We start from the raw sequence: 18,088 nt of genomic DNA, 5'->3' as shown, positions 1-18,088 counted from the left end.
CTTATAGGTCTTCAGCGCGCGTGGCGATGATCTCTTTATACCAATGGAACGACTGTTTCTTCTTCCGTGTGAGACCGTTGTTGTGGTCGACATAGATGAAGCCATATTGTTTCTTATAACCGTTCAACCAGCTGAGTAGGTCGATTGCAGACCAAGCATAGTAACCGGCAACGTTGATGCCTTGTTGAACAGCATGTTTGACTGCACGAAGGTGTCCTTCGATGTACTCTATCCGTGGCGTGTCCATGATCTCACCGTCGACGATCGGGTCGACATCACCGAGACCGTTCTCTGTGATATAGATTTTGACGTCGCCGTAACGATCTTTCAGCATGTGCATCCCAGCGAGGAACGCTTCCGGTGAGATTTCCCAATCCCACTTCGTATATACTTTGTCATCCATCTTGACCGTCTTGTAGACGCCATCGAACGATGGGTTACCCGGACGACCTGTCGAGTTCTCACGTCCACCGGCCATGACGAGCGCCGAGTCATTCTTCATGACGCGCTGCGGGCTGTAGTAGTTGAGACCGATAAAGTCGTTCATCGGAGCGGTACGTTTCAAGACGTCGAGTTCTTCCTCTGTCATTTCAGGGAGAAGACCTTGTTCGTTTAGACCGTTTACGACGTACTCTGGGTATTCACCTTTCAAGATCGGGTCATAGAACCAATGCGTCGCATAAGCGTTCGCATGCATTTCGGCAAACTTGTTCTCCTCTGCGTCATCGATACTGAACGCCGGGTTGAACACGTGTGTGATCCCGATTTCGCCAGTGTGACCGTTTTGTTTGAAGAGCTCAACGGCACGGGCGTGAGCGACGAAGACGTTATGTGTCGTTTGGAAATATCCTTTGACGTCGCCTTCGATACCTGGCGGGTGTGCGCCTGTTAAGTATCCAAGTGAGCAGAAGATGACCGCTTCGTTGAACGTGATCCAGTGGTTGACACGGTCACCGAACGATTGGAAGCAAGTCTCTGCGAAACGGACGAATGCGTCAACGGTCTCTTTGTTCTTCCAGCCGCCTTTTTCTTCAAGTACTTGTGGGAGGTCCCAATGGTAGAGCGTGACGAATGGGACGATGTCATGTTTCAAACATTCGTCGATCAAGTTGTTATAGAACTCGAGTCCTTTTTCGTTCACTTCACCCGTACCGTTCGGGAAGATACGCGGCCATGAGATGGAGAAACGATACGATTCGAGTCCCATCTCCGCCATGAGCGCGATATCTTCTTTATAACGATGGTAATGGTCGACTGCGACGTCGCCGTTTGTGTTTTCAAATGTCTTACCAGGAATTTTCGAGAAGACGTCCCAGTTCGAGAGGCCTTTCCCGTCCTCGTTCCATGCGCCTTCGACCTGGTAAGAGGCCGAAGCAGCGCCGAACAAGAAATCTTTAGGCATTTTCAAAGTCATCACCTCAGTTTATTTATTTACAAGTTTCAATGAGTGGTCTAATACTTTCGCACCGTTCATCATGCCGTAGTCGACTGTGTTGATGACGTCGATTGGAACACCTTTTGGTTCGCAGATTTGCTTCCCTTTTGAAAGGAGGTACTTCACTTGTGGTCCGAGAAGTGCAACGTCGATGTTGTCAACGTAAGTTTCCATCTCCGATTCTGGGTAAGCTGCGATTTCAGCTTCGATGCCACGTTCAGAGGCAACCGCTTTCATTTTTTCTACTAACATACTTGTTGACATACCTGCCGCACAGAAGAGTCCGATTTTAATCATTTTTGATCCATTCCTTTCAATTCGTTGATTTCGTTTTGCATATTCATCATATATCCAAGCATTTCTTTGACGAGAATCGTGTTCATCAAGTGATCTTGCGCATGCACCATGAGGACACCGACCGTTGCTGATTTACCTTGTGCTTCGAGCGTCACGAATTTCGTTTGAATCGCATGTGCTTCCTTTAATGTCGCGTCACCAGCAACGACTGCCGCCTCGGCTTCTTCTTTCTTTCCTTCTTGCATGAGGAGCATCGCTTGATGGTAGCTCGCTTTGGCGTCACCCGAGAGGGCGATGAGACCGAAAATATCTTCCGGTGAGATGTCGATTGTTTCAGAAACCATAATATCTCTCCTTTTTTGTATGGATAACTAAAATTCATAGGTACAAATATTTTCTACACGTTGATAGTAGCACGAAAGCGTTTTCGTGTAAACCCTTTCTTTTCGAAAAAAATGCATAAAAAATGCGCACGAGAAAAGCATCTCTCGGGCGCGTTTAGGACTTGATGTTCGAGACTTTGAGCATTTTGACATGTTTAAAATGATGAATGGAACGAGAGACGTCGAAGATTTGTCCGTTCGTCAAATAGACGGTGTTGTCGACAATCAAGGCTGGATCATTCTCGTTCAGGTCGAGCAGGTCGGCGGACTCTGAATCTAAAAAGTCTGCGTAAATGACTCGGTCGGCGAATCCGATGGCAAGTTTTTGGTCGTTTCGTAAATACGTGTAGATCGACTTTTGAACGATGTTCTCATCCAAGTAGATGACGAGCTCTTTTCGGAAGTATGAATCCTCTACCGAGAACGGGTGGTCATCGACGAGACGTAGCCGCTTCACGAAGTAGACAGGTGTCCCGATCGGGCACTTCATACGTTCGGCGACCTCATCGTTCGCCACCGTCTGTTCGAAGTGTAAGACGCGTGTCTCGACTTTTCGACCGCTGAAGTCACTTGTGAGACCTTGGAGTTTTTCTAAATTGATGTAATCACTATTGTAATGGTCACGGACGAAGACGCCGCTCCCTTGAACTTGATAGACGTATCCTTTGTTGACGAGGATCTCGATCGCTTTTCGGACCGTGTTGCGGCTGACGCCATACTTGTTGGCATACTCATCCTCGGTCAATAATTTATTCGTATGTTGGTAGACGTGATTGACGATGTCCGCTTCAATCTGACTCGCAACTTGCTTGTACTTCGGAGACATACAGTTCTACACCTTTCAAAAAAATTTGTGGGAATGAATTTGGTAACAGTATAGCAGATAACCTTTGTAAGCGGATACGTTTCGTTCGTCAATTGTTGAAAAAAGTCGAACGATTCAATGCTAGAATATTCGGAAAATGTGAAACAATGAGGGCATAGAGTACGTATATAGGAGTAATGCATATGAAGGAAAGGAAGTGCTCTAGTTGACTGAGGCACATTGGCATATGGAAGAAACAACATGGCGCAAGTCACACCTTCGGGTCGGCTATACATTATTGGTGTTTGTTGTGACGGCCATTATTTTATCTTTTTTCGGACGTTATGTCTGGTTGACGATGCCGTTCGTCTTGATTGGAATGGCCATGATTGGATTAGACGTGAAGAAGTATCGGATGCGTCGTACGCATATGAAAGATCGAGATGTCGTGAAGTTACTAAAATGGAACCTACTGTATGATTTGATCAGTTCGGGTGTTCTCGTCTCCTTGATTTCGGCTCTGCTAATCTTTCAATATGACAGTTTGATGTTAGCGATCGGATTGCTCGTATGGGGAGTAGTAAGCGATCAGATGTCACGGATGTTTCAAAAGAAGTTAAATGAACGTGTTCCGTTGTTACATCAGTTAGATTTGGAGCGACGAAATCAATGATTGGACGCATGACACAAGAAAAAGCCTGGAAGCGTTTATTCGACCAATGGATATTTGGCCTGTTTGGAACATTTGTAGTATTGATGTTACCGATCAGTTTATTTACAGATGACCTTACGTGGGGCGTGCTATATATGGCCTGTGCGCTCATTCCGCTGAACATCTTATATGTGAAGCGCTATCGAATGCGCCTGAGGTTTCAAGCAGAATTGAAAGGATTGTACCGTCACCAACTTGTTCGGGACGGAATCAATAGTGTCGCTTTTTTTCTCGCATTGAATCATCAACTATTGTTTACCTCAAACGTGGCGTATGTGTGTGTCACGGTATTCATCGGTGGTGCGATGCTATGGACGTTGAACGTGAACAAACAAACGAAACGACTAGATATGGAGTATATACATTTCGACAAGGAGGCGATCTAGATGGCACAAGACGTAAAGTGGGTTCAACGGATGCGACATTATGCCGTACCCGTTTTGATTCTATATGTCACGGCTATTATTGTCGCTCTCTTGCTAGAGAAAATGTGGCTCATCCCCATCATGGCGTCGGTCTCCGTGATGATTGTCGTGATGGGATATCAAGAAATGCGAATCATGTGGCAAATGACAAAACATCCGAAGGCGCATCGAATCCTCATTTTTCAATACGTGTTCGAATGGGTGGATGCGATTTTGTTGACGGCGCTCATGGTGACACTTCTGACAGCGGAAGATTTTGGTCTCGTGATCGGTCTCTTTTTTGGGATATGGGGAGTACTCAGTCCGACTCGGCAAAAGTGGTTCACGAAGCAACTTAAACAAATCGATCCGGAATTACCGACGTATGAGGAAGTGATTGAAGGGAGTGTACTAAATGGACCGTCAATTTGAACTCACGATAACGCATGCCAAACAATTCGAACGGTTCTTTGGCTGGCCGGTACTCGTCATATTCCTCATTTCGTTCATCGTGATGTTACGGACACAGGCGACATGGGTCATCCCGGTCATGTTGGTCGTATCCATGGGCATGGCTTATAAAGGATATATGGAATATCGAGTCATTCGCCCTTTTGCCGAACATCAAAACGTCGTTCGGGTGTTACGATATCGACTCGTTGACTGTTGGATTAGTGCTGTTTCGTTATTTGTGCTCTTCATCCCGATGTATGTGAACGAAGATGCCTTCATCCTGACCGGTGGGATCGTCGCCCTTTGGGGGTTGACGAAATCGTATCGAGAGAAGAAGTGGGAAGAGCGAATCCATACGCATCAGTCAGGATTACCAACGTATGAAGCGATACTAGAAAGCGAGGGAGCCATATGGAACCATCACCAAAAGTGAAATCGCAAATCGACACGATTCTAAAAGTAGACCGCTTGACGAAATGGGGTGTCGGCATCATCGGCATCGGACTCGTCGTCAGTTTTTTGATTTATGCCTCGTATTGGACACTCTCAGATGGTGTCGTCACGGGAACATTATATGCGGTGCTCGCTGCAGTCTTGACGGGTATTTTTATACAATATCGGATGTGGCTGCGCTTTGTGACGAATCAGACGGCACGAAACCTCTTATCGTTCAAAATGATGGCACATACGCTCGCTTTGACGGGTGTCGGGATTTATGGACTCTTCTATTTCACGAGTGAAACGACAGGTCCACAATCGTTCCGTATGTTCCTCCTTTCGCAACTGACGTTTTTCGGGATTGAATACTTGGCGAAGCGGTTCGACCGCGTCATTCAATCTTATGACGAGAACTATTTGACGGATCAAGATTTAAAAGAAATTCGTGAGGTCCGTGAATACGAGAAGGAGCAACGTCGTGAACAAACGTGATCAGATGAGAGAATTAACGACATTCGATGAATCTGGGAAGTGGACTGTTAGTATGATGAGTGGGGCACTCGCACTCATGCTTTTCTTCGCTGTAGAGAAAGGGTGGATTTCGTTAGTAGGTGTATTGGTGATTTCGGAAATCGCTGCCTTACCTGCATGGAAGAAGACGTGGGACCGAGAAGCAATCAAGAAACGTTATCTGACATCGAGAGAGGCGAAACGACTTGCGCATTGGAACTCGATTACTGGACTGATTGGGTATCCGTTCGTGATTGTATTTCTATATTTCACAGTTACCGAGCAAATCTCGACGCTTGCTTTCTTTGTAACGATTGCAGTGCTCATACCGAGTTCTATGATGATGCATCGATTGTATGAACAACATATGGTCCGACTTGATGAGAACTATGTCACAGAACGTGAATTAAGAGAAGAACAAAAATGGGGGAGCGCGTGAGCGTCTCTCCCATTTTATTTGAATAGACGAGCGATGAACCCCACACATGCCGCAAAGGGAAGAAGGAGAAGAAGTCCGAGCCATTGATCGCGCCAAACGACAAACCAGAAAGCGGCTTGCAGACATAGGATGCCGACTGCGGCAAAGATCACGAATAAAAATGCTTTCTTACGGGTGGAGCGGTCATCCCACCATTCCTTGAAATAAGGGAAACTGCAGAGAAACGCCATAGCCATAAAGAAAATTGCAGGAAACAACATGACATCCCCTAACGTGCTATTGCCTTCAAATTCGAGCCATCTGGATAAGACGGATAAAAGTATGCCGATCAACAGGAAGATTCCACCCATGTGTTTCCCCTCATTTCTTTACTTGTTACTTGTATCATGCCCGTTCTCTCCCTACTCGAAAACCTGATGGATTGATGGCTTTTTAGTGAAAGTGGTGACTTTTACATGAACGGTAAAAAAGTATTTAGCGACTACTTTAACAATTTCTCTATCCAACACGCCTTGTACTCGATAGCATGAAAGCGTATCTGGAGAAACGGCTAGATATGAAGTGGAAGCGCCAGAACTCTGCGGAGTTGACGAGGACGAAGGTGATCGAGATTTCGGCGGATGCCTTCCAGTCGCGTGTCACGACTGAGAGAGTCTTGATAAAACGTTCGGGTGACCGGGCGGACAAAACGAGACTTGATGACATCACTCAAAAAAGCCCGTTTCCTTTTTCGAGAAATCGAAGCGAAGAGGAGAGTTTTGTATGTGTGGAATCGTAGGGATGATCGGACAAGTTGGAACGAAAGAGATTTTATTGAAAGGGCTTGAAAAGCTCGAGTATCGTGGCTATGATTCAGCAGGAATTGCATTAGTCGGCGAGGACGTTCGTACGTTCAAAGAAGTAGGACGGATTCAAGCACTCCGTGACATCGTACCGGCTGACGCTGAAGGAACGATCGGAATCGGTCACACACGTTGGGCGACACACGGGGTACCGAGCGTACCAAACGCCCACCCGCACCAAAGCACGACTGGACGCTTCACGCTCGTCCATAACGGCGTAATCGAGAACGATGAACAATTGAAAGCCACGCTCGACGTCCCGTTCCTTTCAGAGACGGACACAGAAGTCATCGTCCAGCTCATGGAAAAACACTTCGTCGAACTCGGCGATGTCGAGGCGGCGTTCCGCAAGACGCTTTCGGACCTCCACGGTTCGTACGCGATCGCGATGATCGACTCAGAGGACCAAGAACGCCTCTATATCGGGAAGAACAAGTCACCGCTCCTCGTCGGACTTGGTGACGGCACGTTCAACGTCGTCGCATCAGACGCGATGGCGATGCTCCAGGTGACAGACCAGTACCTCGAGCTCCACGATGGTGAGATCGTCATCCTCACACGTGAGGCGGCGACGATCAAGACGCTCGACGGCGAAGTACTCGAGCGTGCACCATACACGGCCGAAATCGATGCGTCAGACATCGAGAAGGGCACGTACGCGCACTACATGTTGAAAGAGATGGACGAACAGCCAGCCGTCATCCGTAACATCATCCAGCACTACCAGAACGAGAACGGCGACATCGAGCTCGCAGAAGGCGTGCGTGAACTCGTCTCGGAAGCAGACCGCGTCTATATCGTCGCATGTGGTACAAGTTACCACGCTGGTCTTGTCGGGAAGCAATTGATTGAGCGCGTTGCAGGTGTACCGACTGAAGTACACGTCGCATCAGAGTTCGGTTACAACATGCCACTTTTGACAGAGAAGCCACTCTTCCTCTTCATCTCACAATCAGGTGAGACAGCGGACAGCCGTGCCGTCCTCGTCGAAGTGAAAAAATTGGGCCATAAAGCGCTCACGTTAACGAACGTGGCAGGATCGACATTGTCACGTGAAGCGAACGAGACGATGCTCCTCCACGCAGGACCAGAGATCGCGGTCGCGTCGACGAAAGCATACACGGCACAGATTGCCGTCCTCGCAATTCTCGCATACGACATCGCTCGTGCGAACGGGAAGAAACTCCCGTTTGATCTCATGCAAGAACTTGCACTCGTTGCGACAACGATGGACTCGATCATGGCACAAAAAGAAATCTTTGAAGAGCTTGCAGATAAGTTCTTGAAAGAGTCACGTAACGCATTCTTCCTCGGACGTGGATTGGATTCATATGTAGGTCTCGAAGGCGCATTGAAGCTGAAAGAGATTTCATATATCCAAGCAGAAGGGTACCCAGGTGGGGAACTCAAGCACGGTCCGATCGCCTTGATTGAAGACGGGACACCAGTCATCACGCTCGTGTCTCAACCAAACACACACCTCAACATCCGTGGAAACATCAAGGAAGTTGTGGCGCGTGGTGCCATCGCATGTACGATTTCAATGGAAGGAATGGAGCATGAGAACGACGCATTCGTTCTTCCACGTGTTGAACCACTTCTCACGCCACTCGTGACGGTTCTTCCACTTCAACTCATCTCGTACTATGCAGCACTTGCTCGTGACTGCGATGTCGACAAGCCACGTAACTTGGCGAAGTCTGTAACGGTTGAATAATGTTCAAGACCAAAATCTTTCGGGATTTTGGTCTTTTTTGTTGCAATGAGTTAACAAATCATCGTAATGTTCTCAAATATGTCTGTTCATTCTCCGGAACGGGTACACTCAACATGAAAATGAAGAGAAGGAGAGATTCGATGAAACAGAAGAAATGGATGACAGGTCTCGGTGTCATGATTCTCGCGACATCATTGGCCGCTTGTGGGGATACGGTAGAGGACACATCGATGGAGATGTCAGAAGAGCAAAGCATGGACCATTCAGCGATGGATCACTCCGGGTCTGGAGAAGTTCCAGACGGGCTGAAGGAAGCCAGTGATCCGACGTATCCAGTCGGATCAACCGCGATGATGACAGCGGATCACATGCCGGGCATGGAAGGCGTGGAGGCGACGATTGTCGGTGCATATGATACGACGGTCTACGCCGTCAGCTATACACCGACTACAGGTGGTGACCCGGTAGAGGATCACAAATGGGTGATTCACGAAGAACTGGATAATCCGGACGAGGCGCCGTTGTCTGAAGGGGATGAGGTCGTATTGGCTGCCGACCATATGGAAGGGATGGACGGCGCAGAAGCGACTATCGATACAGTGGAAGAGACGACCGTTTACATGGTTGATTACACGACTGAAGACGGAGAAGAGGTCACAAATCATAAATGGGTGACCGAAAGTGAATTAGAAGCAATGAAATGAATGAAGTAGACCTCGAGTACATCTCGAGGTCTATTTTTTTCGATAAATATTTATTGATAAACGATAAAAACGGGCGTATGATAAAAGAAATAAAATGAGTGAGGTGTATGACAGGTGAAACGAGAAACCGTCTTTTTAAAACTATCGGTGATTGTCTTAGCTCTCCCGATTCTTGCGGCCTGTATCTTTTTACTCCCTTTCCTTTGGCGAGAGGCGGTGGAGAGCGGAGGATGGATTGCAAATTCGATGCGACCGATTATTGGAGGGATGTATGTAGCAGCGATTCCCTTTTTCGTTGCCTTGTCACAGTCATTCATCTTACTTGGATTGATTGACCGGAATGAGGCATTCTCCTATCGGGCGGTGAAAGCACTTCGGATCATTAAATATTGTGCGCTGACCATCACGGCCATCTATATGGCGACACTCCCGTTCTTCTATTGGTTCGCTGAGCGTGACGACTCGCCAGGATTTTTAGTCATCGGATTCGTCTTCGTCTTCGCCGCATTTGTCATTGCGGTTTTTGCTGAGTTGTTACAGAAACTATTGAAGCGCGCCATCGACATGAAACAAGAAATCGATTTGACGGTCTGAGGTGAGAGAAATGGCGATGATTGTGAATCTGGATGTGATGTTGGCGAAACGAAAAATGAGTGTGACGGAACTGTCGGAGCGAGTCGGGATTACGATGGCGAACTTGTCGATTTTAAAAAACGGGAAGGCCAAAGCGATTCGTTTTTCGACACTTGAAGCGATTTGCGAAGCACTCGACTGTCAACCGGGAGACATATTGGAATATCGAGCGGACGAGCGAGCAGAGTGAATCTCTGCTTTTTTATATGAATTTGAAACGTGTTCTTACTATGCTCCGTATATAAAGGTATCAGTCAGGGGGAGATGTAGAATGATTCAAACATGGACGGAACGGACACATGAGGCCTTGAAAGGAAGAACGGGGAAACTCATCGGTTGGTCTTTTGCAATGGCGATATTAGTAGAAGTGTGGCTTATGATAGATCCGACATATTACGGGATCCAACACAGTTCTACTATTCTTATGATGATCAGTGTGATTGGACTCATCCTATATGTGATGTCTCTTCCGATGTATGTCGGATACAGCTGGGTCATTTTAGATACGGTGCGAAATAAGGAATTGCATTTTCAAGATGTATTTAAACCGTTTCGGAAGAATTACCGCTTAAATTTGGCCACATTCCTACTCATGGTTCTCTTCCAACTATTGTGGGGGCTGCTTCTAATCGTTCCAGGAATCATAAAGTACTTTTCTTACGCATTCACTTTCTTTATATTGCGAGATGAGCCTCATTTGTCCCCAACAGAAGCAATTACAAAATCTCGTGGGATGATGCGTGGACAGAAATGGGAAGCATTTAAATTGATCCTGCCAATGATTCCGGTCTTTTTGACGGGTTTCACGCTGAGTATTGTTTTCAAATTACCGATTTTGTCATCCTGGTCACTGTTAGTTGCGACTTCCCTTGTTCGCCCGTTAGTCGTTGCGCGCTTCGCTGTCATGTATGAAGACACGCGTCGGGCTTACGACGAACAATGGAACAAGCCAGCCTGAAGCATATCAAACAGAGGGGAAATTGAATGAACGTGCTACAATCTTCATGAAGAGAAAGGGGAATGCGGAATGAAGATTGGGATCATCGGGGCCGGTCTGAGCGGAATCATCGCAGCGCGTGAACTCGCGCGTCAAGGTCATGACGTCGAACTGGTTGAAAAGAGTCGAAGCGTCGGGGGACGCTTGGCGACGCGTCGAATCGGTGATGGACGAGCCGACCATGGAGCGGTATATTTCACGGTGCGTGGAGAAGAGCTCGAACGAGAGGTACAGTCGTGGATGAATGCGAACTGGGTGCAAGTCTGGTATGCCGACCCTTATCCACGTTATGTCGCGATTGATGGGATGAATGCCCTCGCTAAGCGTTTAGCTGAAGATTTGACCGTACAGTTGAATGAACGAGTGGAGAACGTTCAAGTGGAAGAAGACGGAACCGTCACAGTCAAGACAGACGTGACGACGCGTTCCTATGATCAAGTCGTGATGACGGCACCGCTTCCACAGTCATTCGAACTACTAGGGAGTTTGGTCGACCAGATCAAACCCGCGCTACTTCGTCTCGTATATGCGCCGACGTTCGTCGGTCTTTTTGAATGTGCCGGTGATGTGCAGATTGGAGCAGACGGTATTCTCGATCAAGAACTGGTACCTGGTGTATTAAAAATCGTCGATAATCGGCAAAAAGGCATCTCCGATACATCACTTATAAGTGTCTATATGGAAGAGACGTGGAGTGAGGACTGGTATGAGCGACCGGAAGCAGAGACACTTGCTGAAATCGAGCGGTTAGTGCGTGAGGAAGTCGGAGACCTCGGCATCCGATCACGGCAATTGAAACGCTGGCGTTACGCGCAAGCGAAAGATATATGGCATGAGCCGTTTTATCAAGTAAGCCGTCATCCCATCTATTTAGCAGGGGACATCTTCCTTGAGTCCGATGATCCATCCGGACGAACGCGATTCGAAAGTGCCTATCTGTCTGGGTTACGTGTGGCAGAAACCATCGAAAAGAACATGGACCGATAAGGGCACTCCTTATCGGTCTTTTTATTTGACGCCATTTAGTTTAGGGCATAAACTATAATCATCTAGTTTAGGGGGTAAACTAAAAATGAAAGCATTGATGCGCGAAGCGGTGCAGTTGTTTGAAGAAGTGATGTTCCATGGGACGGAACATGTCATCGAAGCGATGGAAGGGGACGTATGGCGCGAGTATTCGCGCGAACAGCTCCAACTGTTGAAGTTACTCGATCAGTTTGGACCAACTCCGGCTGGGCAATTGGCGCAAAAACAAGGTGTCCATAAAAGTGCGGTCTCGAATCGCCTGAAAAAGTTGGTCGACAAAGGACTCGTCACGAGTCGACGAGGACAAGATCAACGGGAACGATTGATTGAATTGACCCCAGAAGGGAAACGGCTCGTCGAAGAAGTGGACGGTGCCGTCTATCGATATGTGGAATCCCTCATCGATGGAGAAGTAGACGAAATTGAAATCGAGCAGTTTGTTCGGACGTTCCGAAAAATAAAGCAATTGCTCCGAATCGGGGAGGAATAACACATGCATAAAATCATTCAATGGCGCTGGGGAATTTTCATTTCCCTCATCGTATTGACGGCAGCATTATTTGTCGCAGCACCGAACTTAACGAAACAAGCAGAAGAGGCAGGGAGCTTCCAACTTGCGGACGACATGGACTCACAACGCGCACAAGCGATTTTAGATGAAGCCGGGAAGAGTGACAAGACCATCTCCCTCGTCTATGAGTTTGAATCAATCGGAGAGACGGAGCGAACAGATGTCGCGCGTGTCATCGAAGAACTTAAACAAAACGAAACGGTCGTGACGGATGTTCTCAATCCGTTTGAAAGTGAAGAGACAGAGGCACAGCTTGTCTCGGAAGACGGACGCATCGTTCTCGTCCCCATCACGGTAGAAGGTACGACGGAAGAAATCAATGCGTTTGCTGATGATGTCCGTGAAAACGTGCTCCCGCAAGAGGAGACAGTATATATCACCGGGGAAGAAATCATTAACAATGATGTGAACTTAAGTGCACAAGAAGGGTTGAAAAAGACAGAAATCATCACGGTCGTGTTGATTTTTGGATTACTCCTTCTCGTCTTCCGTTCCATCGTGACCCCGTTCATCCCGCTCATCGCGGTCGGATTCACTTATCTATTGAGTCAATCCTTTGTCGCGTTCTTCGTGGATTGGTTCGGGTTCCCGGTGTCGAACTACACGCAGATCTTTCTTGTCGCCATCTTGTTCGGGATTGGGACAGACTACTGTATCCTGCTTCTTAGCCGTTATAAAGAAGAACTCAGTGCAGGACATGCCATCGAAGACGCCATCGTCAATACGTACAAGACGGCAGGACGGACGGTCCTCATCAGTGGACTCGCGGTCTTCGTCGGTTTTGCCGCCATCGGATTTGCTGATTTTCCAATCTTTAAATCAGCGGTCGCCGTCGCAGTCGGGATTGCGGTGTTGCTGCTGATTCTTTTCACGGTCGTCCCATTCTTTATGGCGACGCTCAAACAGCGACTGTTTTGGCCGTCGAAAAAGGCAGGCGAGCATCATGACAGCAAGCTTTGGGCTAGCTTGAGCCGATTGTCGGTCAATCGCCCGTTCGTATCGATTTTGGTCGTCGGGTTGATTACAGTACCTGTCTTATTCACATATGACGATGCCCGTTCGTTCAATACGGTCGATGAGATTGGAGACGGGTACGATTCAGTTCGTGGACTGAATTTGATCTCAGAAGGGTTCGGTCAAGGGGAATCCCTTCCGGTACAAGTCATTTTGAGACAAGATCAAGCCATTACAGAATCAGAAGTTCCCTATATCGAAAAGTTTGCAAGTGAGCTTGAAAAAGTCGAAGGTGTGAATGGTGTCCGTGCGCTCACACGTCCTACTGGTGAAGTCATCGATGATTTTTATGTCGATACGCAGCTCAGTGAAGTCAGCGATGGCTTGTCTGAAGCGCAGACGGGTCTCGGGGATGTTCAAACTGGATTGGATGAGATTGAGCAAGGATTGAACGGGATTGTTGGACAACTACCAAGCGGTTCAACCAATGCTGGGGCACCGCTTGCAGAAGCAGCAGCGGGACTAAATCAGTTGAATGGTCAACTTGGTCTCATTGGGCAAGGATTGACAGCGACTCAAAACATCCCGGCCGCAGTCGGACAGCTCGGTCAAGTATCAGCTGGCCTCACACAAATTGAGTCAGGAATCAACGAAGCGGCGTCCGCATTAAGTGCACAAGGTTCTCAGGTCGGTGAACTTGGTAGCGGGTTAGCGCGACTGGCGACAGGTGTCGCGGAAGCGAACGACGGGCTAGGACAAATTGAGTCTGGTCTCGGCGAAGCCGTTTCGTTCTTACAACAGTTGAGTGAAGCAGATGCGCTTCGGGAGACAGGCGTGTATCTTCCGGAAGGGACGCTCACATCAGATGAGTTCTCACCTGCAGTCGAACGATATGTCTTCGATGAAGGAATGGCGACTCAGCTCGAGGTCGTCTTAGAGATGGACCCGTATTCGCCAGAAGCGATTGATACCGTTGAGACAATCAAAGAGACGATGAATCGTGCCGTGACGGGAACACCGTATGCGGATGCGACCATCGGATATGCCGGGATCTCAAGTATCAATAGCGATTTAAATGAAACATCGACGAATGATTTTAATCGAACGGTAGCCATCATGCTCGTGACGTTGTTCATCGTTTTGACAGCACTGTTCCGCTCGATGATCATGCCACTCTATATGATTGCTTCGCTTCTCTTGACGTACTATACGTCAGCGGCAATCACAGAGCTGATCTTTGTAGAAGGACTCGGCTATGACGGGATTAGCTGGGCCGTTCCGTTCTTTGGATTTGTCATGTTGATTGCCCTTGGAATTGACTACTCCATCTTCTTGTTAGATCGCTTCCGGGAAGAAACAATCAATGGGAAGACGGTCCGTGAGGCGCTCATCCACTCGATGACGAAGATGGGTACCGTCATTATGACAGCCGCGGTCATCCTCGCCGGGACGTTCGGTGCCATGATTCCGTCAGGCGTGCTCAGTCTCGTCCAGATCGCGACAATCGTCATCACCGGTTTGTTATTGTATGGCTTGATTGTGTTACCCCTCTTGATCCCAGCCATTACGATTTCATTTGGCGATGGTGTCTGGTGGCCATTCCGACAAAAGAAAAAGTCATAAGCAGAAACGGATGTCTCGTATGATGAGATATCCGTTTTTTGGGATAGATTGTAGTGGATTCGGGAACAGAAAGGCAGGTCCATTATCTAAGGAGGAATACTGTATGGAAATCGTCATTACTGCAATCTTGAAAGCCCATCCCGGAAAAGAAGAGGCGTTACGTGACGCGCTGTACCGTGTGATTCCGCCGTCGCGTGCGGAAGAAGGATGTCTCGCGTACGTTCTTCACGAGGCGATCGATTCACCAGGTACGTTTGTCTTCTATGAAAAGTATAAGGATGAAAATGCACTCAATCACCATATCCAGTCGTCGCACTATCAGGCGTATCGTGATGAAGCCGGAGAGCTTCTCGCCGTCCGTGAGGTCTATCGTTTGCATGAAGTCTGAAAGGAGACATTCTCATGATTACGCAACCCGTGATTCCATGTATTTGGTTTGAGCAGGACGTTGAAGAGATTGCCGAGTGGTATGTATCCATCTTTCCAGATTCGTTTGTCGACTATACGACGAGATTTTCAAGTTCACCAGCAGGCGATACGACGATTGTGACGCTATCACTCGCTGGACAATTCTTTCAGTTGCTTGGGGGAGGGAAGGTGCATGAACGGAATCCGTCCATTTCCTACATGGTGTCGCTTCCGACGACGGAAGAAATCAATGCGCTTTGGGAACGATTATCTGACGGAGCGGATATCTTGATTCCATTAGACACGTACGACTTCAGTCAGCGTTATGGGTGGTTGCAGGACCGCTACGGGGTTTCTTGGCAAATCATGCATGATGGCGGGATGGACATTCAGCTCGTGACGCCATGTCTATTGTTTGTCAAAGAAGCGTTCGGTCGTGCCGAGGCGGCGATGAACGATTGGATCTCTATTTTCAAAGATTCATATGTATTGGACGGACATACGGTACGATACACGGAAGAAGACGGGGACGAGCTTGACGGGAAAATCAACTATGCTCGTTTCGTCTTATCCGGTCGAGAATTTGTCGTGATGGACAGTAATGAAAATCATACATTTTCGTTTAACGAGACCCAGTCGCTCATCGCTTTTTGTGAGTCGCAAGAAGAAGTCGATTCGTACTGGGAGCGGCTATCGGCTGTACCGGAAGCAGAGGAGTGTGGTTGGCTGAAAGATCGCTATGGCATCTCCTGGCAAATCATCCCGTGGGAAATGGAAGAGATAATGACGGTAGGTTCGCAAAAGCAGATTGAACAGGTCGTACAGGCATGTCTGCCCATGAAAAAGCTTGATATCGCGACATTGCGTAAAGCTTACTGAACAAAACTCCCGAGACAAATAGCTCGGGAGTTTTTTCATGGACTCATTTGCGAGAGGGCATCTTTCTCGATGATGGTATCCGAGAGCCGGAGTTGACTGGCCGCACGGTCGATGTAAGGGGCGCATCGATCGAATGCGACTTGTTCTTCCGTCTCAATGGAATAGCATGTGCCGTTACCAGTACGTTCGGTCAAGTCTGGTTCATAGTAATGATCTTCATATCGGAAAGCGCCCGTCCGAAAGACGGTTAGATTTGACGTATCATTTAATAGGGAGTCGCCAAGCATATATGCTGGAGAGATTCCAAGTAAATCGAGAATCGTCGGGGCGATATCGATTTGTCCACCACTCGCCTCCATGACTTCTCCTGTCGTCGGTCCAGGTGGTTTGATGAAGAGAGGGACAGCACGGTCAAGTTGAAACGCGTCAACCGTCGAATCCACTTCTTCGAGGGTAGCCATCTCTTCTCCTGGCGCCGTCAGACCGCTATCGTGGTCACCATACATGACGAGAAGCGTCTCATCCCACAGCCCATCTTGTTTCAGTCGTTCGATGAACTGACCGACAGCGGCATCGACGAAATGGACGGTATGATAATAATTTTCGAGAAGGGGGTCGTCAATATCAGATAGGTCCAACCGCTTCTCGTCTTCCGGGATATCGTACGGTGTATGACTCGTTAAAGCGACTAAAAATGCGTAAAATGGTTCATCCAACTCTTCCATAAATCCGACCGACGTATTTAAGAATTCCTGATCGTTGAGTGCCATCCCGATGATTCCTTGATCGGGGTAGTCTTTGTCGCTAAAGAAATGATTGAACCCGATATTGTCATAAAAGTCATCGCGATTCCAAAAGTCTTTTCGGAACGAATGCATGGCTGCCGTATCGTAGCCCGCCTCATTCAAGGATTGAGAGAGCGCGCTGAATTGATTTCCCGGGAAACGCGTGTAGACGGAACCAGATTTGACAGGATAAAGTGACGTGTTGACGATGAACTCTGCATCAGACGTTCGCCCTTCATGCGTTTGATGATACACGTTCGGGAAGTAAAGCATGTCACGTCGCAGTCGGTTCAAATTCGGGGTCAGTTCCTGTCCATCAATCTGTTGATCGATGACGGATGTTTGGAATGATTCGAGTTGTAAAACGATAACGTTCGTATCTGGACTTGGGGCACTTAATTCTTGATAAGAGAGTGCTTGAATTTGAGAACGCTCTTCGTCTGTCAGGGCTTCGTTCCATCCCATAGCACGTTCGACGCCTCGGGCGACATCCATCGCGTGATAGCCCCAAAATCCAAGATGATAGTATTCACGCATATTCGAGATGGGGTCATCTGCGATCCACTTTTCTCCACGCTGAAAACTGAGGGTGAGAGGGATTGTGAAGAGAAGGAATCCGAGTGCGAAGCCAGCGAGCGCCAATCGTCTTCCGTTCCGCTTCCCTTCACGGACAGGATGACGTTTCATATAACGCAAAATCAAACCGTAGATGATGAGGTCGATGAAGAAGAACGCATCGATTGGGCGGATGAGCGTCAAGAAGCCACCCCCGACATCTCCCATCTGCCCGATATCAGATAGTAAGGCGACGGATAATAAGTCTTCAAAATAGCGATAGTACCAGACGTCCGAGACGAGCAGGGTACTGTGCAGGAACAGAGAAACGTATAAAATCCATCGGCGGATCGGATAAGACACGGCGAGTGCCCAACTCGTCAGGAGCAAAATCGTCGCCAAATTGATGAGGAAAAACGAGAAGTCGAACGCCGTCGCGGTCAACCAGCTAAAAAAGAAGAGCTTTGCCAGAGAGAGTGACAAGTAGCTCCAATAATCGAGATATTTCATTAGTGATC

General features: G+C 47.9%; 22 protein-coding genes. 16 read left to right on the top strand and 6 right to left on the bottom strand.

What is annotated here, in order from left to right; all coding sequences use genetic code 11:
* Window position 1: 1 nt before the first annotated feature.
* From F3H97_RS11305 to F3H97_RS11290, 4 genes are all read right to left on the bottom strand, one after another.
* Entirely contained in the window at window positions 2–1,408 is a 1,407-nt protein-coding gene (locus F3H97_RS11305; protein WP_196431430.1) for a GH1 family beta-glucosidase, read from the bottom strand.
* Between the two features lie 15 nt (window positions 1,409–1,423).
* Window positions 1,424–1,732 (bottom strand): PTS sugar transporter subunit IIB, encoded by a 309-nt coding sequence (locus F3H97_RS11300; RefSeq protein ID WP_015880671.1) that lies wholly within the window; start codon window positions 1,730–1,732, stop codon window positions 1,424–1,426.
* Window positions 1,729–2,076, bottom strand: a complete 348-nt coding sequence (locus tag F3H97_RS11295; protein ID WP_196431429.1) for a PTS lactose/cellobiose transporter subunit IIA — start codon at window positions 2,074–2,076, stop codon at window positions 1,729–1,731. The genes F3H97_RS11300 and F3H97_RS11295 overlap by 4 nt, the downstream gene beginning before the upstream one ends.
* A 154-nt stretch (window positions 2,077–2,230) precedes the next feature.
* Window positions 2,231–2,941, bottom strand: coding sequence for a GntR family transcriptional regulator (locus F3H97_RS11290; protein WP_074034729.1), 711 nt, complete (start codon window positions 2,939–2,941; stop codon window positions 2,231–2,233).
* Window positions 2,942–3,146: 205 nt separating this feature from the next.
* On the opposite strand from F3H97_RS11290, the gene F3H97_RS11285 reads away from it, so the two are divergent.
* From F3H97_RS11285 to F3H97_RS11260, 6 genes are read left to right on the top strand one after another with little or no spacing between them, the layout of a single operon-like run.
* A complete protein-coding gene (locus F3H97_RS11285; RefSeq protein ID WP_196431428.1) occupies window positions 3,147–3,593 on the top strand; it encodes a hypothetical protein in 447 nt (148 codons plus the stop codon).
* A complete protein-coding gene (locus tag F3H97_RS11280; protein ID WP_196431427.1) occupies window positions 3,590–4,018 on the top strand; it encodes a hypothetical protein in 429 nt (142 codons plus the stop codon). Before F3H97_RS11285 ends, F3H97_RS11280 begins: the two co-directional genes overlap by 4 nt.
* Entirely contained in the window at window positions 4,019–4,468 is a 450-nt protein-coding gene (locus F3H97_RS11275; protein WP_196431426.1) for a hypothetical protein, read from the top strand.
* A complete protein-coding gene (locus F3H97_RS11270; RefSeq protein WP_196431425.1) occupies window positions 4,452–4,922 on the top strand; it encodes a hypothetical protein in 471 nt (156 codons plus the stop codon). The genes F3H97_RS11275 and F3H97_RS11270 overlap by 17 nt, the downstream gene beginning before the upstream one ends.
* Window positions 4,901–5,419, top strand: coding sequence for a hypothetical protein (locus F3H97_RS11265; RefSeq protein WP_196431424.1), 519 nt, complete (start codon window positions 4,901–4,903; stop codon window positions 5,417–5,419). Before F3H97_RS11270 ends, F3H97_RS11265 begins: the two co-directional genes overlap by 22 nt.
* Window positions 5,406–5,876 (top strand): hypothetical protein, encoded by a 471-nt coding sequence (locus tag F3H97_RS11260; RefSeq protein ID WP_196431423.1) that lies wholly within the window; start codon window positions 5,406–5,408, stop codon window positions 5,874–5,876. The genes F3H97_RS11265 and F3H97_RS11260 overlap by 14 nt, the downstream gene beginning before the upstream one ends.
* A gap of 14 nt (window positions 5,877–5,890) precedes the next feature.
* On the opposite strand, the gene F3H97_RS11255 is transcribed toward F3H97_RS11260, so the two are convergent.
* A complete protein-coding gene (locus F3H97_RS11255) occupies window positions 5,891–6,226 on the bottom strand; it encodes a hypothetical protein (RefSeq protein ID WP_015880680.1) in 336 nt (111 codons plus the stop codon).
* A 412-nt stretch (window positions 6,227–6,638) separates the two neighbouring features.
* Between F3H97_RS11255 and glmS the strand changes: the two genes are divergently transcribed.
* The 10 genes from glmS to F3H97_RS11205 all read left to right on the top strand — a co-directional run bounded on the left by glmS (window position 6,639) and on the right by F3H97_RS11205 (window position 16,230).
* Window positions 6,639–8,435, top strand: coding sequence for a glutamine--fructose-6-phosphate transaminase (isomerizing) (gene glmS / locus F3H97_RS11250; protein WP_196431422.1), 1,797 nt, complete (start codon window positions 6,639–6,641; stop codon window positions 8,433–8,435).
* Between the two features lie 140 nt (window positions 8,436–8,575).
* A complete protein-coding gene (locus F3H97_RS11245; RefSeq protein WP_196431421.1) occupies window positions 8,576–9,139 on the top strand; it encodes a YdhK family protein in 564 nt (187 codons plus the stop codon).
* 114 nt (window positions 9,140–9,253) lie between these two features.
* Window positions 9,254–9,733, top strand: a complete 480-nt coding sequence (locus F3H97_RS11240) for a DUF2975 domain-containing protein (protein WP_196431420.1) — start codon at window positions 9,254–9,256, stop codon at window positions 9,731–9,733.
* A 10-nt stretch (window positions 9,734–9,743) separates the two neighbouring features.
* Window positions 9,744–9,962: a helix-turn-helix domain-containing protein gene (locus tag F3H97_RS11235; RefSeq protein ID WP_012727632.1), complete on the top strand. Its 219-nt coding sequence runs from the start codon at window positions 9,744–9,746 to the stop codon at window positions 9,960–9,962.
* 81 nt (window positions 9,963–10,043) lie between these two features.
* Window positions 10,044–10,730 (top strand): DUF975 family protein, encoded by a 687-nt coding sequence (locus tag F3H97_RS11230; protein ID WP_196431419.1) that lies wholly within the window; start codon window positions 10,044–10,046, stop codon window positions 10,728–10,730.
* Window positions 10,731–10,799: 69 nt separating this feature from the next.
* Window positions 10,800–11,756, top strand: a complete 957-nt coding sequence (locus F3H97_RS11225; protein ID WP_196431418.1) for an NAD(P)/FAD-dependent oxidoreductase — start codon at window positions 10,800–10,802, stop codon at window positions 11,754–11,756.
* Window positions 11,757–11,841: 85 nt separating this feature from the next.
* Complete coding sequence (locus F3H97_RS11220; protein WP_012727629.1) at window positions 11,842–12,285, top strand: MarR family winged helix-turn-helix transcriptional regulator; 444 nt, start codon at window positions 11,842–11,844, stop codon at window positions 12,283–12,285.
* A gap of 3 nt (window positions 12,286–12,288) precedes the next feature.
* Window positions 12,289–14,943 (top strand): MMPL family transporter, encoded by a 2,655-nt coding sequence (locus tag F3H97_RS11215; RefSeq protein WP_196431417.1) that lies wholly within the window; start codon window positions 12,289–12,291, stop codon window positions 14,941–14,943.
* A 103-nt stretch (window positions 14,944–15,046) separates the two neighbouring features.
* Entirely contained in the window at window positions 15,047–15,331 is a 285-nt protein-coding gene (locus F3H97_RS11210; RefSeq protein ID WP_012727627.1) for a putative quinol monooxygenase, read from the top strand.
* A gap of 14 nt (window positions 15,332–15,345) precedes the next feature.
* Window positions 15,346–16,230 carry a VOC family protein gene (locus F3H97_RS11205; protein ID WP_196431416.1) on the top strand — a complete coding sequence of 295 codons (885 nt, stop codon included), beginning with the start codon at window positions 15,346–15,348 and terminating at the stop codon, window positions 16,228–16,230.
* Window positions 16,231–16,265: 35 nt separating this feature from the next.
* Here the strand turns inward: F3H97_RS11205 and F3H97_RS11200 are convergent, their stop codons facing one another.
* Complete coding sequence (locus tag F3H97_RS11200; protein WP_196431415.1) at window positions 16,266–18,080, bottom strand: LTA synthase family protein; 1,815 nt, start codon at window positions 18,078–18,080, stop codon at window positions 16,266–16,268.
* Window positions 18,081–18,088: the final 8 nt, after the last annotated feature.

The organism is Exiguobacterium sp. SRB7LM, from assembly GCF_015712685.1.
Classification (GTDB): domain Bacteria; phylum Bacillota; class Bacilli; order Exiguobacteriales; family Exiguobacteriaceae; genus Exiguobacterium; species Exiguobacterium profundum.
This window is presented reverse-complemented; position numbering and strand designations above follow the sequence as displayed.